At 38.4% G+C, this 24,622-nt stretch carries 24 protein-coding genes; 7 read left to right on the forward strand and 17 right to left on the reverse strand.

All coding sequences use genetic code 11. The features are described from left to right. The first annotated feature begins 1 nt into the window (after position 1). The 4 genes from LC419_RS04640 to LC419_RS04655 all read left to right on the forward strand — a co-directional run bounded on the left by LC419_RS04640 (position 2) and on the right by LC419_RS04655 (position 2,172). On the forward strand, positions 2–400 hold the full coding sequence (locus LC419_RS04640) for a DUF2007 domain-containing protein (protein WP_223606262.1): 399 nt from the start codon (positions 2–4) through the stop codon (positions 398–400). A gap of 23 nt (positions 401–423) precedes the next feature. Then, the gene (locus LC419_RS04645; RefSeq protein WP_223606263.1) at positions 424–987 is read left to right on the forward strand and encodes a hypothetical protein; all 564 of its coding nucleotides are present in this window, start codon (positions 424–426) and stop codon (positions 985–987) included. A gap of 81 nt (positions 988–1,068) precedes the next feature. Then, positions 1,069–1,674, forward strand: a complete 606-nt coding sequence (locus LC419_RS04650; RefSeq protein ID WP_223606264.1) for a fumarylacetoacetate hydrolase family protein — start codon at positions 1,069–1,071, stop codon at positions 1,672–1,674. Positions 1,675–1,734: 60 nt separating this feature from the next. Further along, positions 1,735–2,172: a universal stress protein gene (locus tag LC419_RS04655; protein WP_223606265.1), complete on the forward strand. Its 438-nt coding sequence runs from the start codon at positions 1,735–1,737 to the stop codon at positions 2,170–2,172. Positions 2,173–2,251: 79 nt separating this feature from the next. Here the strand turns inward: LC419_RS04655 and LC419_RS04660 are convergent, their stop codons facing one another. Next, the gene (locus LC419_RS04660; protein ID WP_034731512.1) at positions 2,252–2,485 is read right to left on the reverse strand and encodes a hypothetical protein; all 234 of its coding nucleotides are present in this window, start codon (positions 2,483–2,485) and stop codon (positions 2,252–2,254) included. Positions 2,486–2,527: 42 nt separating this feature from the next. On the opposite strand from LC419_RS04660, the gene LC419_RS04665 reads away from it, so the two are divergent. Next, positions 2,528–3,433, forward strand: coding sequence for a DUF6427 family protein (locus tag LC419_RS04665; RefSeq protein ID WP_223606266.1), 906 nt, complete (start codon positions 2,528–2,530; stop codon positions 3,431–3,433). 5 nt (positions 3,434–3,438) lie between these two features. Further along, positions 3,439–4,023, forward strand: a complete 585-nt coding sequence (locus LC419_RS04670) for a DUF3109 family protein (protein ID WP_034731509.1) — start codon at positions 3,439–3,441, stop codon at positions 4,021–4,023. 59 nt (positions 4,024–4,082) lie between these two features. On the opposite strand, the gene LC419_RS04675 is transcribed toward LC419_RS04670, so the two are convergent. From LC419_RS04675 to LC419_RS04735, 13 genes are all read right to left on the reverse strand, one after another. Continuing rightward, positions 4,083–6,938, reverse strand: coding sequence for a pitrilysin family protein (locus LC419_RS04675; protein WP_223606267.1), 2,856 nt, complete (start codon positions 6,936–6,938; stop codon positions 4,083–4,085). Positions 6,939–7,090: 152 nt separating this feature from the next. Beyond that, entirely contained in the window at positions 7,091–7,777 is a 687-nt protein-coding gene (locus LC419_RS04680; RefSeq protein ID WP_223606268.1) for a hypothetical protein, read from the reverse strand. Between the two features lie 406 nt (positions 7,778–8,183). Further along, entirely contained in the window at positions 8,184–9,518 is a 1,335-nt protein-coding gene (locus LC419_RS04685; protein ID WP_223606269.1) for a trigger factor, read from the reverse strand. 139 nt (positions 9,519–9,657) lie between these two features. Continuing rightward, complete coding sequence (locus tag LC419_RS04690) at positions 9,658–10,230, reverse strand: hypothetical protein (RefSeq protein ID WP_223606270.1); 573 nt, start codon at positions 10,228–10,230, stop codon at positions 9,658–9,660. Between the two features lie 52 nt (positions 10,231–10,282). Further along, on the reverse strand, positions 10,283–12,667 hold the full coding sequence (locus LC419_RS04695) for a TonB-dependent receptor (RefSeq protein ID WP_223606271.1): 2,385 nt from the start codon (positions 12,665–12,667) through the stop codon (positions 10,283–10,285). 657 nt (positions 12,668–13,324) lie between these two features. Beyond that, the gene (locus tag LC419_RS04700) at positions 13,325–13,681 is read right to left on the reverse strand and encodes a hypothetical protein (RefSeq protein WP_223606272.1); all 357 of its coding nucleotides are present in this window, start codon (positions 13,679–13,681) and stop codon (positions 13,325–13,327) included. A 286-nt stretch (positions 13,682–13,967) separates the two neighbouring features. Further along, complete coding sequence (locus LC419_RS04705; RefSeq protein ID WP_223606273.1) at positions 13,968–15,893, reverse strand: ABC-F family ATP-binding cassette domain-containing protein; 1,926 nt, start codon at positions 15,891–15,893, stop codon at positions 13,968–13,970. A gap of 187 nt (positions 15,894–16,080) precedes the next feature. Further along, a complete protein-coding gene (locus LC419_RS04710; RefSeq protein ID WP_223606274.1) occupies positions 16,081–17,421 on the reverse strand; it encodes a DUF2235 domain-containing protein in 1,341 nt (446 codons plus the stop codon). Positions 17,422–17,580: 159 nt separating this feature from the next. Further along, entirely contained in the window at positions 17,581–18,258 is a 678-nt protein-coding gene (locus LC419_RS04715) for a response regulator (protein ID WP_223606275.1), read from the reverse strand. Continuing rightward, positions 18,227–18,805 carry a sensor histidine kinase gene (locus LC419_RS04720; protein WP_223606276.1) on the reverse strand — a complete coding sequence of 193 codons (579 nt, stop codon included), beginning with the start codon at positions 18,803–18,805 and terminating at the stop codon, positions 18,227–18,229. The genes LC419_RS04715 and LC419_RS04720 overlap by 32 nt, the downstream gene beginning before the upstream one ends. Before the next feature lie 200 nt (positions 18,806–19,005). After that, complete coding sequence (locus LC419_RS04725; protein WP_223606277.1) at positions 19,006–19,629, reverse strand: hypothetical protein; 624 nt, start codon at positions 19,627–19,629, stop codon at positions 19,006–19,008. Positions 19,630–19,648: 19 nt separating this feature from the next. Beyond that, positions 19,649–20,389, reverse strand: a complete 741-nt coding sequence (locus tag LC419_RS04730) for a hypothetical protein (RefSeq protein WP_223606278.1) — start codon at positions 20,387–20,389, stop codon at positions 19,649–19,651. A gap of 269 nt (positions 20,390–20,658) precedes the next feature. Next, entirely contained in the window at positions 20,659–21,279 is a 621-nt protein-coding gene (locus LC419_RS04735; protein WP_223606279.1) for a DUF5715 family protein, read from the reverse strand. A gap of 219 nt (positions 21,280–21,498) precedes the next feature. On the opposite strand from LC419_RS04735, the gene aqpZ reads away from it, so the two are divergent. Further along, the gene (gene aqpZ / locus LC419_RS04740; RefSeq protein ID WP_034731472.1) at positions 21,499–22,218 is read left to right on the forward strand and encodes an aquaporin Z; all 720 of its coding nucleotides are present in this window, start codon (positions 21,499–21,501) and stop codon (positions 22,216–22,218) included. Between the two features lie 295 nt (positions 22,219–22,513). On the opposite strand, the gene LC419_RS04745 is transcribed toward aqpZ, so the two are convergent. From LC419_RS04745 to LC419_RS04755, 3 genes are read right to left on the reverse strand one after another with little or no spacing between them, the layout of a single operon-like run. Continuing rightward, positions 22,514–23,053, reverse strand: a complete 540-nt coding sequence (locus tag LC419_RS04745) for a hypothetical protein (protein ID WP_223606280.1) — start codon at positions 23,051–23,053, stop codon at positions 22,514–22,516. A gap of 23 nt (positions 23,054–23,076) precedes the next feature. Further along, positions 23,077–23,577 (reverse strand): phosphate ABC transporter permease, encoded by a 501-nt coding sequence (locus LC419_RS04750; protein WP_223606281.1) that lies wholly within the window; start codon positions 23,575–23,577, stop codon positions 23,077–23,079. Between the two features lie 17 nt (positions 23,578–23,594). Then, positions 23,595–24,578: an acyl transferase gene (locus LC419_RS04755; RefSeq protein ID WP_223606282.1), complete on the reverse strand. Its 984-nt coding sequence runs from the start codon at positions 24,576–24,578 to the stop codon at positions 23,595–23,597. Positions 24,579–24,622 lie beyond the last annotated feature (44 nt).

A 24,622-nucleotide genomic window follows, 5' to 3' on the forward strand; every position in this document is an offset into this window, starting at 1 on the left:
CATGTCAAATCTGGTCCGTTTTAAATTCTACGAAACAGCCCTTGAAGCCAACAGGGACAAGCAGATCCTTGCCGAAAACGGAGTGAATGGCTTCATTGCAAACGAACAGCTGATCCAATCTGACTGGCTGCTTTCACAGGCTGTGGGCGGCATTCAGCTTCAGGTTTTTGAGGATGATCTGGAGAAGGCAAAACAGGTTCTGCAGGAATATAATGACAATGAAGCGTATTCTCTGGAGGTAGAACACACCATCAAGGATCCGGCATTTGATTTTGTATGCCCGAAATGCGGTTCAAACCATATTTACAGGGACGACAGGGCGACGAGCTTCTTTGGGATCTCAATTTTGTCCAGCCAGAAGTTTGTATGCTATTATTGTGGGAATGAGTTTATGCATTAAGATTTTTTTAGCTAAACTTATACATGAAAAAAATTAAGAAGGTCTTATTATTCATTTTAATCGGTATTGTTTCAATCCCGGTTTTTATCATGGCCTATTATTTTATATCATGGAAACACACTGAAATAGACCCCTATTTAGCCAAAAATCCGATTTATAAAGCTTTTGACCAACAAAAACAAAGAACAATTTTTGAAAGTGACTCGGAGAATGTGAAGTCTAATAATTTTAAAATAAAAGTAAAAAACCAGACCGGCGAAGAATATTATTCATGCGCCGTATATGATCAAAAATATAATCTGGAAATTATTTTTAAAGCAGGAGACGGTTTCAGTGGCGGCGGTTATAAAATACAAAACCTTGGAAACAGATATAAGATTGATCATTATTCTTACACAGACAATCCCTCTTCTCATACACCGGAAGAATACACTAAATTACTTGAAAGCAAATTGATTTTAGATAAAAGTGCTTATAAAAAAGGAGACCCTATTTTCGGATATGTACGGTTTAAATTTCAGAAAAATTACGGTTTAGAAAAATATTTTGAAGAAGGAGAAGGCTTTTTTAAAGGAATTGTACAATAATAGATCACAGGATTCATTAACTAACGGACAGCTTCATTTCTTTCAATGATAAATGAAGCAAAATAAAATAACATAAGAATTATGAAAATCATTTGTATTGGAAGAAACTACAGCGAACATGCGAAAGAATTAGGAAATGAAATCCCTGAAAAACCGGTTATTTTCATGAAACCTGACACAGCGGTTTTGAAAGGAAACGATTTTTACATTCCGGAATTTTCAGATGATATACACTATGAGCTGGAAGTGGTTGTGAAGATTTCAAAAGGTGGGAAATACATCCAGAAAGAAGCTGCTCACAAGCATTATGACGAGATCAGCTTAGGAATCGATTTTACGGCGAGAGATCTTCAGAGCGAGCTTAAATCCAAAGGTCTTCCCTGGGAGCTTGCCAAAGGCTTTGACGGTTCGGCAGTAGTAGGAAACTTCTTCAACAAAGAAAGCTACGACCTTGAAGGACTTCAGTTTTCATTACTCAAAAACAAAGAAGAAGTTCAGGACGGCAACACCAAAGATATGATCTTCAGTATTGATGATATCATCGCTTTTGTTTCGCAGTATTTCACCTTGAGAGTAGGTGACCTTATTTTCACCGGGACACCCAAAGGAGTTGGCAAGGTAAATGAAAACGACGTACTGGAAGCTTATCTGAAAGATGATAAAATTCTTGACATCCGAATATTATAAGTATTTAACATAAATTTTTGGCATTTTTTTCTTACCTTTAGAATAACAAAATTAGAGGTCATGATAAATATTGTACTACCCGTAGATTTTGGGGACAAAACAGAACAGCTTGTAGAAGGAGCCGTAAAATTTGCAAAACAGTTAAACGGCAGAATCTTTCTGATTCATGTAGCGCCATCGGATATTGGTTTTGCTATCGGTGATATGGGATACCAATATTTTCCTGAGGTAGAAGCCAACGAGATCAGAGATGAGCTTGTTCAGCTGAATAAGATCGAGCAGCGAATTATAGCACATGATGTGGACTGCGAGCATCTTTTAAAACAGGGAATCGCCAAGGATACTATTCTTGACTATGCCAAGGCTAAAAATGCAGATTATATCGTCATGGGATCCCACGGAAGAAGTGGAATTTATGATGTTTTTGTAGGAAGCTTAACGAAAGGACTTACAAAAGACTCACCCGTTCCGGTACTGGTACTTCCCATCCACGACTAAAAAAGATTACATTTTAACTGTTAATAAAAAAACCGATCAGACCTGAGTCCGATCGGTTTTTTACTATATAACCAATTAATTAACCTTCTTTTTTATAGATCTTCGGATCGTAGTAAGGGTTCTTACCCTCAGTTGGAGAATAATAGTCTTTATCTTTATCACCACCAAGAGTTACTACCAGTACATAGCACCAGTAAGTAAATAGCACACAGCAAACGATAAATAAAATCCAGTTCAGAACATTTCCAAATGCATCAAAAAAACCAAAGGCCCATTTGAAAACTTTACTTAAGAATAACCAGAAAGACGTCATTATTTTCCTTTTTTAAATTAACTTTGTACAAATTTATAAAAAATGTTTAAATTACTTTCAAAAGAAAGCAATATTTTTTCAATTCCTGTTTATATTGGTTTTCTTCTATTAGTAGTTATAATATTTAACATACTGAATTTCAACACTTATGAAGCAATTATTGCCGGGGTAACTTTCCTGGGAATTGCTTTGGGATATTTTTGTTTTCACAGCATTGCACTGAATTATCAGACGCATCTGCCATTATTCTTATACACATTTTTTATTTTCGGGCTTTATCCCGGAAATCTGGACATCGGAATTGCAGTTTCGCTGCTCACCAATTCTTTTCTGCTTCTTCTTCTGACGAGTGCAGATGAAGATATCAGAAAGAAGTCGTATGTTCTGGTAGGAGCCATCGTTGCTTTGAACTTTATTTTCCTGCCTACGACTTGGCCTATGGCCCTTTTCGTGATTGTTCACGTGATCGCCACTTCACAAAAGATAAGTTTAAACCTCTTCAGATTTCTCTTAGGAACCATATTGATAGCCTTCAGTTATTTCTCCATTATGTTTTTTTTCAGTTTTACCTCGTGGAATATAGATTATTTCCCGTTTGGAAAAATGAAACCCATGACGGATTATATAGATCTTTTTCCATTGATTCCTATTTTACTGATGCTTATGTACGCCGTATACGACCATTTCACAAACTATAACAAGAAAAGCCCGATAAGCAGGTATAAGTATACATTTCTGCTTGTCTTTTCACTGGCTCAGCTGGTGACCATTATTCTGTACATGAATAAAAACTATGAGTATTTACTGCTTCTGGCATTTCCATCAAGCATTATCCTGAGCAGGATGATGAGATTTTTGCCTAAATACTGGATGCGGGAGGTAAGCTTATGGCTTATCATTATAAGTTTGATTGCTTTTAAAGCAGGTACGTATTTTAATTTATTTTAAAGATTATGATTCAGATAGACGATAAATTGATTTCAGAGGATATATTTTCCGAAGAATTTGTTTGCAACCTTACGAAATGTAAAGGTGCATGCTGTGTGGAAGGAGATGTAGGAGCTCCGCTAGATAAGGATGAGCTTGAGATTTTAGACAGTATTCTTGATAAAATAAAGCCTTATCTTACACAGGAAGGCATCAAAGCCCTTGAAGAGCAGGGAACATGGACTACAGATCCGGAGGACGGAATGTACGTGACTCCCATGGTGGAAGACCGCGAATGTGCTTATGTCACTTTCGACGAAAGAGGAATCACGAAGTGTGGTATTGAAAAAGCGTATGAAGACGGTGCTATAGACTGGCAAAAACCGATTTCATGTCACCTCTACCCGATCCGTGTTACAGAATACTCTACGTTCACTGCCTTGAACTACCACGAATGGAGTGTATGCAGCGATGCTTGTGCTTTAGGAAAAGAACTGCAGGTTCCTATCTATAAATTCCTGAAAACTCCTCTGACCAGAAAGTACGGTGAAGCATTCTACGGCGTTCTTAGTGAAGCTGCCGATGAATGGAAAAAAGCATATGGCTCTTAAACAATAAAAAAACCGCAGACTGATCTGCGGTTTTTCTTTTATCAATTATTCTGAAAATATTATTTAACGACTGTTGCGCCTACTACTGCAGGTTTTGCATCAGTTTTTTTAGTATTTTCCCATCCGTCTTCCGGCATCAGGGTCGCTGTGATTTTTCCTTTGGCCAGGTATTTCTTAGCCACACCCTGAAGGTCTTTTACGGTAAGCGCTTTTACTTTTTCCTGATAGTTCAGGATGTCATATTTATCGCTGCCGTCTAACTGGTTTTTAGCAAGAGAATTCAACCAGAACATATTATCCTTAAGTTCTGTTTTATTGTCGTTGTATTCCCCTTCTTTGTACTTGTCAAGGTCTTTCTGCTCAGGACCTTTGTCGATTAGTTTCTGAAGTTCAGCAATGGCACTTTTCGTCAATTTATCTGCATTTTCAGGTCCGCAAGGGAAGCTGATGCTGAAATTGTAAGTGCTGTAAGGAATTTTGTTCATACTTCCTCTGGCTCCACCACCGTAGATTCCGCTTTCATCTTCTCTCAGTTTTTCGATCACTTTGATGGTCGCTACTTCTCCAAGGGCTGCAAGGGCTAAAGCTTCTTTCTCGTTGTAAGGCGCTTCTCCACTGTAAGAGATCGTCACCATACTCTTAGGATCCTTTCCTTTTTTGTACACTTTCGAATGATCTCCGGTAAGCTGTCTATAGCCCGTATCTTTGAACGTTGAAGTTTTTCCTGCTGACGGAAGGCTTCCGATGTACTGAAGCACCTGCTCTTTGAACGTAGCCTCATCTATATTTCCTACGAAATAGAACTGGAAGTTTCCGGCATTGGCAAATTTCTCTTTATAGATATCGTATGCTTTTTTATAATCCGTATTGGCCCAGTCTTTCTCCATCGGGAATAATCCGATGAATCTAGGGTTCTTCTGGTTCATGAATTTCGCATGTTCATTGGAGAAATAAGCCTGAGGATTAGATAGAAGGTTGTCCAGCATGGCAGACTGCTTTTCTTTATATGCATTGAATGCGGCAGGATTGTAATTTAAACCTGTAAAATAAGCATAGGTAAGCTCCATGGCGGTTCCTAAATCTTTCTGGGAAGTTCTTCCTGAAATCCCTTCAAAGTAAGGTCCAATCATTGGGTTTACGCTCACCTGCTTACCTGCAAGATAGTTGGTAAGATCCGCTTTTGACAATCCGCCCACTCCTGCTTCGGATAATGCCCCGAAAGCGAACTGAGTTTTGATAAAGTCAGCATCAGAGATCAGAGAGTTCCCCCCTAAGCTTCTTGCTGAAAACACAATTTCGTCATCTTTGAAATCCGTCTTCTTGAAAGTCACTTTAGCTCCGTTGCTCAATGTCCAGGTTGTTGTCCCCAGTTTAGCATCCGTCTCAGTTTTAGCAATTTTCCCTTCAGATTTAAATGGTTTTATTAAGTTTTTAATCGCTGCTTTTTCTTCGTAAGGCTTAAGATCAGCCATTTTTACAGATTCAAAGGTGTTCAGAACCATTGCTTCTGTTGGCATTGTAACGTTATCCTTTTTAGGTCCTGTGATTACAATTACTCTGCTGTCATCCTTCACCATTTTCTTGATCACCTCATTGGTTTGTGCCAAAGTAACTTTAGGAAGGAAAGCTTTCGTATCATCATATTCCCAGGCAATTCCCGGCATCGGTTCCTGCTCGAGGAAGTTTCTTACATACTCGTCTACTAGCATATCGCTTTCCGTCTTGTCACGGTTGTTGTAAGATCTTTCAAGATTAGACAGCATCTGTGCCTTTGCTCTGTCAAGTTCAGTTTGTGTAAATCCGAATCGTTTCGCTCTTTCCACTTCTTCCAATAGAACCTTCAGAGCGTTCAGCTGATTTCCTTCTTTTACCATGGCAAATCCCTGGAAAGCTTCTTTACTTCTTGCATAAGTCCCTCCATGATAAACAGATCCGAATGTAAAAGGCGGATTGTTTGAATTGATCAGTTCTTTCAGTCTGTTGTTTAACATCGTTGTAGAAAGACCTTCGATAATAGTCTGGTTGTACTGTTCAACCGTTACATCCGGCTTATAAGCCTCAGCATCTTTCATAATGAACTGAACCATAGAATTGGTCGCATCCGGATCAGTTTCTATCGCTACCAATGTTTCTTTATGGTTCGGCAGGTCAAATACTTTTCGCTCTCTTGGTTTGGAAGGATTTTTATATTTGCTGAAATTATCTTTGATTTTCTTTTCAACTTCGTCTACGTTGATGTCTCCTACTACCACGATCGCCATCAGATCCGGTCTGTACCAGTCCTGGTGGAATTTTCTGATCACATCCGGCTTGAAGTTTTCCAGAACGTCTTTTTTACCGATCGGAAGTCTGTCTGCGTATTGTGATTTGTATAATAATTTAGGAAGATATTTATCGGCCATTCTTTTATCTGCACCCAGACCCAATCTCAGCTCTTCCAGAACAACGCCTCTTTCTTTGTTGATCTGTGCATCAGAAAGTGTTGCGTTAAAAGCCCAGTCTTCCATTACTTTCAGTCCTGCATCCAGGTTTCCCGGCTTATCCAATGGAACGGGAAGCATATATACGGTTTCGTCAAAGCTTGTGTAAGCGTTAAGGTGCTGTCCGAATTTCACCCCGATGGACTGTAGAAAATCTACGAGTTTGTTGTCCGGGAAATTCTTGGTTCCGTTGAAGTTCATGTGCTCCATAAAGTGAGCCAAACCTCTCTGGTTTTCGTCTTCAAGAATAGATCCGGCATTGATGGCCAGACGGAAATCTACTTTCTTTTCAGGTAATGTGTTTTTTTTGATGTAGTACTTCATTCCATTGGAAAGGGTACCAATTCTCACAGAAGAATCCACGGGGATATTCTGACCGAATACATTTGAGGACATCAGGAAAATGACCGCAAATGATGATAAAACTTTCTTCATATAATTTGAATTTATTTTCGTGCTAAAAGTATCAATTATTCACCACGTGAAGAAATGTTAAAATTCGCATTATAGTTAAAGTTGAGTTAAAATTATTCAGGCCACAAAAAAGCCGGAAAATATCCGGCTTTAGTCTTACAAAATGATGGTTGCTATTTAAAATCTGCATCAGAAACGGGAGCATTTAAAACAACCTTTGTCGTTTTAATCGTCACTTTCTGGCCATTTCCATCGATATCTACTTCAGAAGGGAATTTCAATCCTTCTACCGTAATGTAATTTTTTACGACAACATTTCCTTGTCCTACTGTAGATTTATATAAAAGTCCTGTACCAGCGTCAAAGTAAAATTTTCCCTTTTCTGAAGATAATACATTATAATCTTTACCGTCAAGTTTCTCTACTGTAGCCGTTTGAAAGTTCGCAGCGTTAAAACCTAAAGCCTCAACGGTTGTTCCTTTTTTCAGTTCAGCAATATTCTCAGCAGGGAAATCTGTTTTCTGTCCTGCTCTTTCTATATATCCTTTTTCACCGTCAAAAACCTGGCTCACGGTTTGTCCCATGGCAGTTTGTACAGACTTGAATTTACTGCCCATTTTCGTGGTGCTCATGGTGATATCCATCCCCTGAACGCTAAGGCTGTTATCAATAACCGTAGATTTTACGGCTTCCAGTTTAGCCTTACCTCCTAAAGCTTTGAAATAATTGTCTATAACTTCTTTTGGTGTCAGTTTAGATTTCACGACTTCCGTCTTTGCGGGAGCTGCGCTGGTCTGCTGGGCTGCTGCCGGCACTGAAAATAGTACGGCACAGAAAAACGGAATGATGATCTTTTTCATATCTATAATAAGTTTTAAAGTGTAAATATATGAATAATGACCGCAACAAATAAGGCAAAGGATATTTATCCCAATACTTTATAATTCCTGTAAGTTTACATTAAGATTTTTTAAGAAAAGAGGGCTGTGAAAAGATGATGCGTAAGAGAGTGACAGGGGGGCGAAAATTGGTATTTTACAGAAAGGTAGAATTTCCTTTTGTGCCTTTGAATAACCATTTCAAGGTTTTGAACCCTGACATGGTTAACAGAACCACTCAGATCCGGATAGCTTCCAACTTTCTTGCCCATTAAAAACAAAAAGTTCTTATCCTGCATTCAGGTTAAATAAATAAAAACTCCTTTAAAATGGACATAAAAAAACCTCCGGTTTCCCGGAGGTTTTAAAATATTTATATCGAAATAAATTATTTCTTAAGTTCTTCTAAAAACTCGTCGTGAGAAATTTTAGTTTCTTTTTTTCCTCCTTTTTCAAGGATTACATCTTTTAGTTTAGCCATAGCTACTTCAGAAGAAATTTGTCTTACCTGCTCCTGGTCTTTCAACATTTCAACAGCGTATTTCTGGATTTCTTCATCACCTAAGTGGTGGATTCCGTAGATCGCCAATTGGTTTCTTACCAACTGCTCAGCCTGTGCCAATACATCAGCATAGTCTAACTTGATCTCGTTATCTGTCATTAGTTTACCTTCAATGATCTGGTATCTTAACTGACTTTTCTCTGCTTCAAGAATTTCTTTAGCCTGATCTTCAGACTGGATATTCTGGTTAGAGAAAATTAACCATTTTACTAAGAAGTTTTCAGGAAGTTTCACTTCTTCTTTTTCAGTAACCTGCTCCAATACTTTATTCACATAGTGAACGTCAGCATTTTGCTGGAAGTACTCATCCAATTCAGATTTTACTTTTTCTTTAAGTTCTTCTTCAGATGTAATAGTTCCTTCTCCGTATACTTTGTCGAATAGATCCTGGTTCAGCTCAGCTAAGTTCAATGCATAGAAATCTTTTATTTTAACTTCTACTTCAGCATGGTGTAAGTGCTCAACTTCTTCTTTAGTGAATCCTAATTCTTTAGCTAATTCTTCGTCAGAGGCAAGAGTTTCCTTAGATACTTTTACAGAACCGTCCATTTTCAAAGCTTTTACCAATTTGAAAGCTTCTTTGTTTTCAGCTGTAATGGTAACGTTCTTTGGGTGGTGGTGGTGCTCTCCTTCAGCATCTTCTTCTACAACCTGAGAAATCTCTAAAGCGATATAAGAATCTTTACCGATTTTATCCTGAGGAACCTGCTCGGCAAAACGTCTCTGCATGTTCTCAATGCTCTTCGTGATTTCTTTGTCAGAAGCCTCTACTTTATAATGAGGAGCCTCATATTTAGCTAAATCTATAGTGAATTCAGGCTCATATCCTACCTCGAAACCAACTTCAATTTGATCAGCGTTGTAGTCCAATTGGTTTACTGGCTGAGGAACAGGCTGTCCAACTAATCTTAACTTGTTTTCGTTAACGTAGTTGTTCAATGCGTCAGAAACCTGTTTGTTGATTTCTTCGAATGCAATACCTGCTTCATATTGTTTTTTAACCATACTCAAAGGCACTTTCCCTTTTCTGAAACCAGGAACTTGCGCATTTTTAGCATAATTAATCAACTGCTTTTCTACTTTTTCTTTGTAGTCAGATTTTTCCAATGTCACTGTAAGTAATGCACTTACGTCATCATGGTTTTGTGCGGTAACCTTCATTATTGATTAAAATTTTAGGTTGCAAAAATATGAAAATTTTATGAGAATAACCTACTTCTAATCAATTCTTAGTCTCCAAATGTCTATAAATAAAAAACCACTGAAAATATCAGTGGTTTTTTGTTTATGTGAAGTATTTCTAATTACTTAGGTTATAAGTAGCTTCTGCATCTGTTTCTCCTCCCACTACACTTCCCCAGGCAGTTCCGGCCTTGGCGTCATTTACACTTTGAGGCTCATGAATCAGGGTAAGTTTCAGGAATGGAGCAGTTCCTCCAACAGCCTGGGTCACATCCCATTTTGTTTTTAATCCAACTCTTTTTCCATCATTTCTAAGGTCACCTCCATCCAATCTGGTCACCGTGATATTTGATTTTGGAAAATCGAAAATAAGGAAATGTTCATTTTTAGCATCAATGATTTCCTGTGTAGCATCCTCGTTTCCGTTTCTGAATTTTGCTTCTACCGTATAAGACTTTCCGTCTTTCAAAGGAATCGTAGGAACTCCTCCCGCTCCGATGCTGTAATTATATTCGATAGCCGTAGCTCCAGGAGTATCTTCTTTCACCAATAAAATGATATTGGTAAGCTCTTCCTGAGGAAGATCATCCTCTGCTACAGAACCGTCTCTCTGACAAGAAATAACAGTAAATGTGATTAATAAAACGGCTAATAATCTGATGATATTTTTAGTATTGAATAGTGTCTTCATTTTTAGAATTTTAAGTTTGTAAAATTTTTAATGTAATATTTTTTCTGAATCCTTAGAATTTGTATCTAAAGTTTAAAATAAAGTTTCTTCCTGCCTCATCCGCGAAGAACCTCAAACGGTTCAGATAATCTCTGTACGAAGTATTGAAGAGATTGTTCACGATAAGTCCTGCAGAAAGGTTTTTGCTGATATTGATTCCCGTTTGGATATTCCAAAGTGAATAACTGTTTGGAGGTGTACTCAAATCAATGGTTTTATCCACCAGTTCGCCATCCACATAAACCTCAAGGTCAACATTTCGGATCGGGAATCTGGTTTGTTTTAAAAACGTTTGGTTTTCTACCGTAAAATAGAAATTATTCCATTTTTCCTTTTTAAACTGCAATGCATTAGAAAAATTCGGTGGCATCATCAGGATTAAAGGTTCATGATCGGTATCATTCTGCCCATATACATAACTTCCTTTTCCTACGTAAGTAAGGTCATCCGTAAGTTTCCAGTTGATATCCAGATCTACCCCGTACATTTTGGCATCGATCTGCTGGTATTCCCATTCAGGAAAAACACCCCTGATTGTTCCCTTAATTCCTACAGGAACCTGGTTGATAAAGTTTTTAGTAATGAAAAAGTATGGATTTACGGAAACATTCAGTCCTTTTAAAACATTGAATTTTGAATCTACCGTTAAGTTAAACTGATGTCCCTCTTCATTTTTCAATCCCATATTTCCGGTCTCAATCACCCCTGCTGAATGGTGCAATCCGTCTGAAAACAATTCTGCCACATTCGGAGATCTGCCCACTTTCGCATAATTAAATTTCAAATCAAAGCCGGAATTAGGACGGTACTCCAAACCTGCATTGAAAGAAACATTATTATAATTAAGCTGAGGACGCGTCAAAATCCTATTTTGATCTTTCTTCACATAGAACTGTGGAAAAGTGTTCGCATATAATTTATCCCAGTCAGCCTGATCATACCATTTGGTGACATCATAACGGGTGAAATCATATCTTGCTCCTGCTTCAAAATTAAATTCATGAGAGATTTTGTATTTAAAAACAGAATACACTCCAGCGGCATATTTATCATAATTGGGGATCAAACGTCTTGCTTTTGTTGCAGGATCTGAATAATTGTTCTGAAAGCTTCCGTCAATTCCTGTTTCCAGTGACCATCTTTCTCTTTCCAGTAAATCATTAAGGTTAAACTGATGCGTCATTAGTTCCAAATCTAAAGAAGGCGTATCTTTCAGTTCCCCTCGTCTGATGTCATACTCCTGTCTGTGGTTATACTGATAACTGTACGTTGTGGAAAGCTTTCCGATATTGGCGAATCTCTTGAACGCTGAAACTTTAGCGATATGATGCTCAATCACCTGTCTCGGATTATCAATATCATAGCTGAATTTCCCTGAATAAACAGGAGGATTCGCCGTCATTGCTCTGTCATAATCTCCCGAACTGGAAACGTGTGAATCTCTCAGAATTCCAATATTCTGATTGGTCAGATAATAATCAAAAGAAATTCCTCTTTCGTAGGTATTATTCTGAACTGTGAAATTAAAGGAAGAGAAATCCATTCCCGTATTCTTCAGGTTATAATCTGGAGCACTTTGATCTCCTAATTTCTTGATGCTTCCACGCGTTTTTACGGCCCATCCGTTTTCCCAAACCTTCGCAACATCCACATCCAAACCAAGCCCTCTGCCATTGGAAATTCCGGTAAGTCCTACTGAACCTTTGATCGTATCTTTTTTAGGAAAAATTTCAGGCTCCAGCACCACGACTCCACCTATGGCATCACTTCCGTATTTCAGCGCGGAGGCACCTTTTATCACATCGATATGCTGGAAATTATTAATATCAACATTGGGAGCATGTTCCACGCCCCATTCCTGTTCTGCAAGCTTCACTCCGTTATTGAAAATAGCAATTCTGCTTCCGTATAACCCGTGGATAATAGGTTTTGAGATATTATTTCCGGTTTTTAAAGTGGCAACCCCTGAAATTTTCGATAACAAATTCCCGAGATTATCCGTAGAATTTCTCTCGATTTCAGATTTATCAAGGGTTTTAATCACTAAAGAACCGTTGGATTTATGGCTTCCATGAATGGTCACCGTTTCAATATCCTGGCTATGGTGCTCCAGTGTAATTACCAAGTGTACATCCTGAGTAACTGCTATATTTTCAGTATAATCATTACAATCAGGATGTTTGGCAATGAGTATATATTTTCCCGCAGGAATTTTGTTAAACGTGAACTTACCCTTAGTGTCTGTTTTCGCAGTGAATCCGCCGATGTTCACCACGGCATTTCCCAGCATGGTTTTATCGTGAAAATCCTGAACGGTTCCTTCCACCGAGTACGTTTTTTGTGCACTTATCAATGCCAGTCCGCAAAGGACCAACATCAGACTATATATCAATTTCATTGTCTATAGATTGATTGTGTACCGTTTCAGGTACATTTTTTTTCGTAAAAATTTTGTTAAAGGGCTTATTCTAAACTGTAAAAAGTACAATGTAAAATGTACGAATGACTGATATGGTAAGTGATGAGATTTCTGATGTTAGATTTCAGATGTCAGATACCAGATTTCAGACGTGAGACTAGAGATTTTTTCTTAATAAAGTTTCGGGATGTGAGCTCCTAGATTCGAACCGATAACTGTGAACCAGCAACCTAAATTCATCCTCGTATACTCTTGAACCCTCAAACTCAAAAACCCGAATCTCGAACCTCGCATCCGCTCAACAAGAAATGATATTCCTACTTAAGACCTGCAGAGACTTCTGTCTTCCCTCTTCCATCTCCCAGCCTTAAACACCGAACTCAAAACTCGCATCGCGAATCCCGAAAACCTGAATTCCACATACTGAATCCATTCACAAGAAATGATATTCCCACTTAAGAACTGCAGAGACTTCTGTCTTCCCTCTTCCATCTCGCAGCTTTAAACACCGAAATCAAAACCCGTATCCCGATAAACCCGAACCTCGTATCCCGAAATTCTCATCTATCAGCCATTAGCTTTTAAACCCAAAGTAGTGAACTTTAAAATCAATTAAAGCCCATAAAAATCTATGATTTATGAAACTGCGGGAGGCCCCCGAAGTTGAAAAGTGAATTTGGTCTGAGACCATATTTTTTCCTGAACGGCAATCACCTGTTCTACTTCGTACGAAAAATGATCGAAGGTAAAATGGTACTCGTCCGGAATTAATGTATTTCCTGTCGCTAAGAAATGACATGCCAGACAGTCGCCCGGCTTTTCTTTAGCTGAAGTTTTAGCAATGGTATTTTCTGTCTTTTTAAAGTGGAAACTTTTAAAATAATCGACAGCATCGTGGTGGTGAAAACTTTGGGAAAACAGCGCAATGAAGTAAATCCCAAACAAAAGTTTGGAAATAAAGTTCTTCAGATTTCTGCTTTCCTTAAAAATCATGTTTCAAAAGTATGAAAATAATTTAAGTTTTGTTAAAGACTATGTAAAAACTATTCGATAGGTCGGTGAAAGTGATCGTTTGTTACGGGGAGAGAGTCAAGAGTCAAGAGCCAAGAATCAAGATGCTAGAATTCAGACATCAGATTTTAGACACGAGATGAGAGACATGAGACTTTTGTGGTAAATTTTAGTTTCGGGATGCGCGTTTCGTGTTCGAACCAGCAACTGTCAACCAGCAACTAGTTTCACTACTCTCAAACCGGAATCACGAATCCCACAACTCTTCTTAGCTCAACTGAGAACCCAAATGTTCCCATTCCTGTAGAGCAACCTCTAACTCTTCCTTCGTTTTATTGTATTTTTCTAAAGTTTCCTCAGAAGGATTTTCTTTGGTGAATGAAGCTTCATATTTTTCAATTTCTGCTTCAAGTTCGGAAATTCTTTCTTCTACTTTCTTTAGTTTATTCTGAATATTTTTTTGCTCCTTACTTACGATAGTTGATGATTTTTCTTCAACTTTTACTTCTTTCGGAGCCGGTTTTAACTCAACTTTTTCTTCGCTGTGAAGTTTTGCTTTTTCAGCAGAGATTTCTCTAAGGGTTTCTTTTTGTCTGTATTCAAGGTATTCTCCAACGCTTCCAAGGAATTCTTTCATTCTTCCGTCACGGAATTCGTAGATTTTATCACAAAGTCCGTCTAGGAATTCTCTGTCGTGCGAAATTACGATCAATGTTCCTTCGAAATTCTGTAAAGCCAGTTTGATAATTTCCTTAGACTGAATATCAAGGTGGTTGGTAGGCTCATCCATGATCAGCGTGTTGAATGGACGAAGCAACAGTTTACAAAGTGCCAGACGGTTTCTTTCTCCTCCGGAAAGTACTTTTGTCTTCTTGGAAACAGCCTCACCCTGGAAAAGGAAAGATCCTAATAAGTCTCTTACTCTTGGTCTCGTTTCTTCCGTTGCTGCATCTTCAGCTTCTTCTAAAACGGTTTTATTGGGTGTCAGAACTTCTTCCTGGTTTTGGGCAAAGTATCCGATGTTTACATTGTGGCCTAAATTCCAGGTTCCTGTATGGTCTTTAATATCTCCGGCAAGGATTTTCGCTAAAGTGGTTTTACCCTGTCCGTTCTGTCCTAAAAGAGCAATTCTGTCTCCTCTCTGAACAATAAAGTCTACTTTATCGAAGATTTGCTTCTTCCCGTATGCTTTTCCTAAATTTTCTGCTTCAAAAATTACTTTTCCGGGAACCATAGACTGTACGAAACGGATGTTGAATTTTGAAACATCTTCATTATCCACTTCAATACGTTCGATTTTGTCCAGTTTTTTGATCAATGACTGTGCAAAAGATGCTTTGGTAGCACTGGCACGGAACTTATTGATGTTGTCCTCCATCTGCTTGATCTCCGCATCCTGGTTCTTTTTCGCCCCTATCAGTTTCTCACGGCGCTCTTCACGCATTACGAGATATTTGGAATAGTTGGCTTTGTAGTCGTCAACTTTTTTATTGTTAATGTCAAAAGTTCTGTTGCAGACAGCGGTCATAAACTGCTTATCGTGACTTACCAGAACAATAGCACCGGGATAATCTTTAAGGAAGTTTTCCAGCCAGATAATGGATTCCATATCCAGGTGGTTGGTAGGCTCATCGAGAAGCATGATATCATTTTTCTGAAGCAGCAGTTTTGCCAGTTCAATTCTCATTCTCCAGCCTCCTGAAAATTCATCGGTGATTTTTTGGAAATCATCAGCTCTAAAACCTAAACCGAACAATACTTTCTCCATATCGCCTTCAAGATTGTAGGCGTCATGGTTCATCAGAAGGTCATTAAGTTCTGTCATTTTATTGATCAGATCCGTGTAAGCATCACTTTCGTAGTCTGTTCTTACAGCCATTTGGTGATTCACATCTTCCAGTTCGTTTTTCCAGGCGTTGATTTGTTCAAAAGCCTGCATGGTTTCTGCCCAGACCGTTCTTCCTTTTACGAAATCCAGATCTTGCTTCAGAAAACCGATGGTAGCACCTCCTTCGCGGACTACATTTCCTTCATAGAAATTAATTTCCCCGGAAAGCATTTTCAATAAAGTAGATTTCCCTGCTCCATTTTTCCCTACGAGACCTACTTTATCATCCTTTTTAATGGTGAAATTTGTATTTTGAAACAGATAGTTTCCTGAATGATGTAATCCTAAACCTTGAACCGAAAGCATTGTGTTAAATAAAAATTAGTGATGAGTAATGAATTTTCGGGTGCAAAAGTACGGAAAAAGAAATGAATAGCCCAGAAATAAAAACCGACCGTCTCAGAGCACCGTTATTGGGTACAATAAAAGGGATGTCCTGCCAGACATCCCTTCGTAACCTAAATTTAAAACTGAAAAGTACTAACGTATTTATCTAATTCTGTTCTGCCGCTACGGATCTCATTTCGATCGTACGGCTCCAGATATCGTTATTCGGAATATTGGTCCCATACAGGAAATCTGCTACAAAACTGTCTTCGGGAAGATGCAGCTCGGTAAGAAGTCTGGTATGAATTCCCCGGTCTATGGATGTACTGCTGGGTACATTCAGGCCGTTATTGATAAGCTCTGCTTCTATTTCCTCTACGGTTTTATGATCGGACGGATCTCTGTACATCCCGTAATTGGCTGAAATATGCGTATAATCTGCCAAACCTGAATAATCATATTTCGGTTTCATATCCAGTGTAAAGCTTACGACATAGGCTGAAAGGGCTTTATAAAAATCAGAAAGGAATGGATCATTGGTAATCTCAAGACCTGACTGGGTAAGATCCGCATTAAATATTCCGGGCACAGCATTATTGGTTTCCTCCAGCATGATCCGCCCATACACAAACGGAAGCGTGTTCAGAACGAGCTCTCTTGAAATATAAGCCTGCGAGAGCACAACTCCTTTCTCAATTTTAAAATCTGAAAGCAATGCATCCCAGATCTTATTTCCTTCGGCATCGGTTTTTGCGTTTCTTACATCTGAAACATAGTCATTCAAATCATTCACATTAATAAAATCTGTAGAAATATATACGGAATGTGCGGCCGGCAAATATCCTCCCCCAACATCAGCGTGGGCTCCGGGAACAAAAACTTCTTTCCACACAGAACCAGCCGTTTCGGTTTTGGTATCCTGAATATTTTTTGAGTTCTCAAAAAAGCCTGTAAGCGGAAAAAAGAACCGGCACTCATTGACCGCGCACATATGCAGGGCATTCTCTACTTCCTGCGGCAGCCCCATTTCATAGGTGTTAAAGGGTTTGGATTCAACGGTATCAAAAACACCCAGGAACTTTATCCTTACATTGACTTCAGGATATTTCGTCACCAGCTGATTACAGAACTCTCTTGCCAGCATGCTTCCTCTGCTGAATCCATAGACATAAAACTGGTACTCTATAGTTTGATCAACAACAAGATTCTGCACATATATATCTGCTTTCTGTAACTTGTCATCAGAAGAATAGCCCTGTGCATCCGGTGGATTGGAACATGTAGCCATAGCGAAATTACTGTCTTCACCTCCTGTAACCGTCCCTATTCCTTCTACATATACTTTACTGTCTCCTTTGAATAAATTGAATAATTTAAAAATATTAGTGGGTGCTCCTTTGTAGCTTTCATTGTTGGATGAAGGTCTGACAGAAGCTGTTGTATTAATCCCGTTATTTCCTGTTCCGTCAAAAAAAATTCCGACAGATCGTATTGTATCTTTTTCCATCGCTGTGTTTTGCTTTAATTGTTAAAAGTTTTCCTCAACATCTTCATGATCTGATTCTGCTTTGATTTCCGTAAAAACTTATTTTTCAAATTAACGGAAGAAGGAAAAGCAATACTAGCGTGAAAAATACCAAATAAAAAATTCCGTATTTCTACGGAATCACATTTTATCTAGAGAATATATATTGTTCACAACGGCGTAGATGACAATCCCTACCGTGTTCTTTGCCCCGATTTTTTCCAGAATCCGCTGGCGATGGCTTTCTACCGTCCTGGGGCTGATGAAGAGCTTCTCACCTATCTCGTTATTGGTGTATTCCTGGCAGATCAGTTTTACGACGTCTTTTTCCCGTTCAGACAGTTCGTCTTCCATTTCAAAAAGAGATTTCTTCTTGGCAGAGCTGTTCATATAGGTAAACAGCATCTGATGGTCTTCGGCAGTAAAGAAAACGCCATTTTTATGAACCATCGTAATGGCATCGATAAATGTTTTCTTGTCCGAGTTTTTAGGGAGAAAAGCAGAAACCCCCAACTTGACCATATATCCCAGAATGGAAGTTTTGTAGTGGGAAGAAAGGATGATAATTCTGAGCTCAGGATGTTTTTCTTTAAGAATTTCTACCAGTTCAAAGCCGTTCATAGGCTGCATCTGTACGTCTACCAGAGCTATATGAGGAAAATCGTCTTCGGAAAGGTCTCCCAGTTTCTCTATAAAATCAGGGCCATTATTGGACGTAAGGCAAACGGAAATATTCTTTTCATTCGAAAGCAGCATTTTGACCCCTTCCAGGATCAGCTGTTCGTCATCAATTAAGGCTATTTTGATTTGGGAGTTCATTGTTTTTTGGAATTATAATGATTAAACGGGTTCCTTTATTTAAGGTACTTTTCCATTTATGGACGGCGTTCATGGATTTTATTCTGGATTCGATGTTCTTGATTCCCATTCCTTTTTTCACGATATCATAATCAAATCCCTGCCCGTTGTCTGAAATGATCACCGCCATATTTTTGGGATAATCTTTGATATAAATCCAGAGATCCGTCGCTGTGGAATGTTTGATCACATTGGTCGTAAATTCCTGGATAATCCTGTAGAGCTGTACTTCCACAAAGATATCTTTTTTCTCATATCCGGGCATCACCTGCATAGAGATATTAATTTTGTGCGAAAGGTTGGCGATCAGTTCTTCTACATACAGTACAAATCCAACCGATTCAAGGTTGACGGGGTATAATGAATGTGAAATACTGCGGGCCGCATCAATAAGAGATGACATCTGACTGTAAATATTTTTCTTGATCACCTCGTCGCCTTTGGTATCCAGATTATTCATCCAAAGTGAAAGGATATTGAGACGGTTTCCGATATCATCATGAATCATGACCGCTATTCTTTTTCTTTCTTCTTCCTGTGCTTTGATGTTTTCAAGTACCAGTTTTTTCTGGTGAAGAACTTCCGCTTCATGCTGAACATTTTTCTCCTTAATGATACGGCTGATAAAAGAGCGATAGGCAATGAGAATAAAAGATACGATAACTGCTATGGTAACAATTATAAGGATCAGCAGGCTAATATTTAAGGTTACTTCTTTAATTTGATGAAGGTATATAAAAATGAACAGTATAAAATGCTTGACAGAATATTATTCGCGCTTAGAATAATATAATAGTCATTTTCTGACAGATTCGCGATTTGGTGCTGAATAATAAAAATAAAGACCGAAACGGAATAATAGAAAAAAATACATGCATCTACAAGAAGAAAACGGTTCTGTGTAGAAGCATCTTTGATTTCCCGGATCAGGGCAACCCCTGAAAGGCAGATGATGATAATGTTGGAAATCACCTTGACAATATCACTGTTAAAAGGGTAATTAAATACATACTTCGATACCATAAATCCAGCCGCCAGTAACGCTGTGATGCCCAGAAAATACTTGGGAACCTCCAGTTTCCTGATAAACAAGGCGGTAACCAGAAAGAATTCCCCGGCTATGTACAGAGGATACAGAAAGGAAGTATCATTAAGATTGAACACATAAGGCAGAACGAGGTTCAGCAGTTCTATAAAAAAAAGAAAAGCAATACAGTGAAAATATTGCTTCTCTTTATTATTCAGTATACGGTATTTTGCTGCTCCCAAAAGTATGATGGACAGAAGCAGACCATAGTTTAGGAATAAAATTGCTTTAAAAAAATCTGTCATTCCTATCTATACTACGTATTTAAAATCCAAGTTCAGGAATACGGCAAACAGGCGGACATGGTTTCGCCCAATCGTAGGTATTTGAAATAGTTTCTGTGCTTTCTCCATCCTGAAGAAGTTGATGGAACGAGATGAAGATCACTGTTACCAGCATTCTCTGGTAAATATCGTTGTATTTGAGACCAAACGAACATTTGATCCCGGTAACTTCCGGATACGGGTGAGAAAGATCCGCCATAGGAATATAAAATCTTTTAAAAATTCTCTCTCCTCCGAATTCTGTACACTCGCGGAAGAACCACTCCATGCCTTCATTTTTCCAACGCTCAATCGCTTCTACAGCGATATCCTGGTCAAGAATTGGCTGGTTGGTTACCGGAAGATTTGTATTGGTATTGTCATCTATTTTTGCAAGGTCACTGGAAAGAACAGCGTTTTTTACAATGGTAAATTCTTTTGTTTCCTGCAGTCTTATATTTTGTTTAAATACCTGGAGCTTGGTGTATTGATATTCCACAACACTTTTGTCAATATGTCCTGTCTCATCCAAAGGAAGGAAAATCAGAACCATGCAGCCTTCAAATACGCCCACTTCCGCACAGAGGTCCGGGTAATTATTTTTCTCTTTGATTTTATCAATCTGCTCTTTAGACAGTTCAAAGATTTGATTGGTTTGTGTGATCAGCTGTGTGATCAAATAGTAATCTGACCGATATTTGCGCCACTCAGCGACTGCCAGTTTATAATCGTTCTCGTTCATAATTTCATGGTTTATTTAGTCGCATAAAATTATATAAACTAAACCTCCTGCACAAATAATCGTATCATAAATTTATTATTCGTAAAACAAATTTAATTTTAAGACACAAAAATTGGCAAAACATTACAAAGCAGTTGGTGATATATGATGGACAAGTCTATTCAGACAGCAGGATACAACAATGACAGGTATAATATGAGATGAAAATTGTTTAACGAATTGCGGGGTATTGCAGGAATTAAAATTGAAAGAAAATGAGGAAAAGGAAATCAATAATTCCTTACCGTAATATGATAACAGCTCTGCTGCCTTTCTTTGATGTAATAAATTCTACCGGCCGCTGCATAATACTTTAAAACTTTTTCCAGTGCCACTTCCATTTTCGGATTGTACTTCAGAACATCATTAAACCGGATATAAGAAATATCAAAAGAGTTTCCGTAATTGTGGGAACTTATTCCCATTGAAGCATTCGAATTCACCCTTCTCAGCCTGCACTGATCCTCAAGTGTTCTGGTGATGGATGAAACAGTGAACGTATGTCCTTTTGTTTCTTTACTGAATCTGGATGCCATTTTTTCCAATGTAGCTTTCGCTTTGGAAACCATATAGGCACGGCTGTAATCAAGTTTCTGAACACGGTAGCCTTTTCCGCTCTTTTTTATTTTATGAAATTTTCCGCTGTTGATGTATTTCTGTACCGTTTTTGAGTCTGTCAGCAGCTTTACCCCAAAACTTCGGGAAGCATCCAGATGCGACTTGTACAGTGCCGTTGGCTCTACTTTCAGTACCGATGAAAGATCATAACAGGGAAGTGCTTTTTTTGTTCCCTGAGAATAATAAAAGCTATACATAAAAGGCACGAAGGCCACACACAAAAACTTTCTCATTAACCATGCTTTTAAATTACTAAACGAAAGATAAACATTTATGCCATATCATTCAACCCCCGCATAATGCCATCCTAAAAAAATTCCCAACAAACATCAAACCAAATTATTAAATCTCTAATTTTAAGTTAAGAAAACATAAAATATTTTTCTATTTTAACTTTTTATTTTAAAATTTAAATTTTACATTTGAGATACATTTAAATAATAAACAACATGATTAAAAAACTTTTTGCTGAATTTTTCGGCACATTTTGGCTTGTTTTCGGTGGCTGCGGAAGTGCAGTTTTTGCTGCCGGAGTTCCCGATATCGGAATTGGCCTGCTGGGCGTAGCTTTAGCTTTTGGTCTTACCGTTCTTACGATGGCTTATGCCGTCGGGCACATTTCTGGCGGACATTTCAATCCGGCAGTATCGTTTGGACTTTTGGCAGGAGGCAGATTTTCTGCCAAAGATCTTATCCCTTACGTTGTAGCGCAGTGTCTTGGGGCATTGGTTGCTGCAGGATGTCTTTACGTGATCCTTAACGGCTCCGGAGCTGTAGATTTTTCTAAACCGGGAGCTTTTGCCACCAATTTTTACGGAGAAGCCGTTTACAATGGAAAAGCTTTTAGTATGGGAGCCGCATTCCTTGCAGAATTTTTACTAACAGCCTTCTTCCTGATCGTGATCATGGGAGCTACAGACAAATGGGCTAATGGAAAGTTTGCAGGTATCGCTATCGGTCTTGCATTAACATTGATCCACCTTATTTCTATTCCAATTACCAATACTTCAGTAAACCCGGCCAGATCGCTTTCACAGGCAGTATTTACTGGTGGGCTTGCGATGTCACAGCTTTGGCTGTTCTGGGTAGCGCCTATTGCAGGAGGAATTGTAGGAGGACTGATCTACAAGTTTTTGCTTCAGAGAGATTCAACGGAAGTCGTTGCGGATTAATACCCAACATTATAAAAAAAAACATAGGCTGTCATTTTTTGGCGGCCTATTTTATGATCGTGTTGGAAGTAGTTGCAGGGTGTGAGTTTGAGGGTTGGAGTGTTTTTGGGTTTGAGCGTGTATGAGTAGAAAATTAGTTGCTGGTTGATAACTGCTGGTTCGAATCCCGAAACCCGCATCCCGAAACTAAAATTCACCCCAAAAGGTCTTATGGATACAATCATGATTCACCATTCACTTACGAAGTAAAATTGACCATTGACTTATTAAAATAGTCTGATGTCTGCCATCTACCTCACTTCTTCATATCAAAAGGATTTTTAAAGATAAGTTCTTCCTGTTTTCCTTTGATTTCCATTTTACGCTGCAGTAAATTCAGGGCCATTTTACGGATAAAAAGATCCTTGTCATTCAGTTTCCAGTAAGGATCTTCATGGACTCTTTTCGGGCTGCGGATAAGATAAAATTCCGTTTCCCAGGTATCTTCATTATGGTAAAATTCAATAATTCCGCAGTGCTCCGGAATCAAACTATGGTCTACCATACCCATCGGAAGCAGAAAACTGAACGTATTGCAGATATAATCGCCACAGGAAATTTTATCATGTTTCAGAAATTTCTCTCCTGTTTCTTTATTGAGATATGATTTTTTGAAATCGTTTTTAAAATCGCTTTTAGAAAGCTTGATCTCTATTTCATGGCTGAAACCATCAGCATCTATGAACAGCATATCCGCTTCCCAGTCGGCCTGGAAATAATTCGTCAGCACAATTTCTTTTTCAAAATCGCAGTGGGAATGAATATAGGCATGAACAAGTTCTTCTATTTTCAACATGACTGTTACCGTTTAAATTGAGTTTATTTCCTTTGCAGTTCGACGACTCCGTAATGCAGCCATATCCCGAAAATGCCAGTTTTAGTAAGATAAGTTTCCTCTTTTCCGAATGCAACGGTTGTATTGGGTGGTGTCTGACAAATAAAAAAATGCCCTCCGTCCATACAATTCATTTTCCCTTCTTTATGCAGAGCTGTCCAGCCGAATTCTTTGTAAGCATCTTCGTCATTTTCTGCATCAAATAAAAACCGCTTAACCGTGATTTTATCTTTACCGCCGTCTCTTTTTGAGGTCATGGACCAGCGAACCAGATCAGATTTTTCTTTTCCCGGGACTTCCTTAACATCAGCATCCTTAATTCTGGCAATCACCAAAGTATCTGTCGTAGTGGAAACTCCGTTACTCATTTCATTGACCATATAGGTTCCCGACCAGATATCCTTTTCTGTCTTCTTTTGTGCAGACACCAAGCCGGATAATCCGGTCAGCATCAAAACTATAAAGCCTTTTTTCATGAGATCCATAAGACTCGTTATTTGAATTAAGAAACCAATAAACTGCATCCGCGGATATCGGAGTGATCTATTCTTCCCAGTACCTGAAATGTATCTCCCGGAAGCGTTTTACCTAAATCCTGTGTCGCAATAAAGCAGCATGAATGGATATTAGCCAGATCTATAATATTGACCGCCCCTGTTCTGCCTTCCTGTTCATATGAAAACGGATCTTCTGCATTGCGGACCAGTATTTTCATCCAGCTGGGGCACTTATACTCGTTATTTCCCAATGAATAGGCCTGTGAAAGAAGTTCCGTCATGGAATATTCTGAGTAGATTCTGTTTGTTTTAAAACCATTCTGCAGAATTTTCAGAAGTTCATCTTTTGTCATTTCTTCTTTTCTGCCTTTCATTCCTCCAGTTTCAATGATGGTCAGATCTTTAGATCCTTCAATAGAAAAATTAAGAGACTCAATGGAATCCAGGAAATCTAAAAGTGCAAAAGACACACCGAAAAGAATGACTTTTTTATCTTTCAAACAGTTTAGAAGTTCAAACAGTTCGGAATGATTGTAAAGAAAATATCCGTTTTCAGGTTTTGCAGACTTCTTCATAAGATAATCTACCATATAGATCAGGGAAGAATTCTGCTTCTCCAGATAGCTCGGAAGCAAACCCAAGAAAATAAAATTTTCCGGCTTTCCTATAAACTGTTCAAAACTTTTATAAATGCTTTCTTCATAAAGATTAGGGTCTGCAATAAAATGTTTTGAAAGATTCATCTGTGTAGTCCCCGAACTCTGAAAAAACAGATCTGTGGAGGCATTCCTGTCCAGAATCTGGTGGTTTTTGAACATTTCTATCGGCAGAAAGGGAATCTTCACCAGACTATTGACCTCATCCGGGTTTATGTTCAGATAATCCACGAACTTTCTATATATCTCAACATTTTCATACTGGTAATGAAAAGCTGCCAATGAGGCATTCAGAAAATCCTGTTCTGTCTGTATGCTGAATATATTTTCCAATTTTCAAGACTATTTTTAAACTTATTATCAACTCATAATGAATG

This window comes from Chryseobacterium sp. OSA05B (assembly GCF_019970065.1).
GTDB lineage: Bacteria > Bacteroidota > Bacteroidia > Flavobacteriales > Weeksellaceae > Chryseobacterium.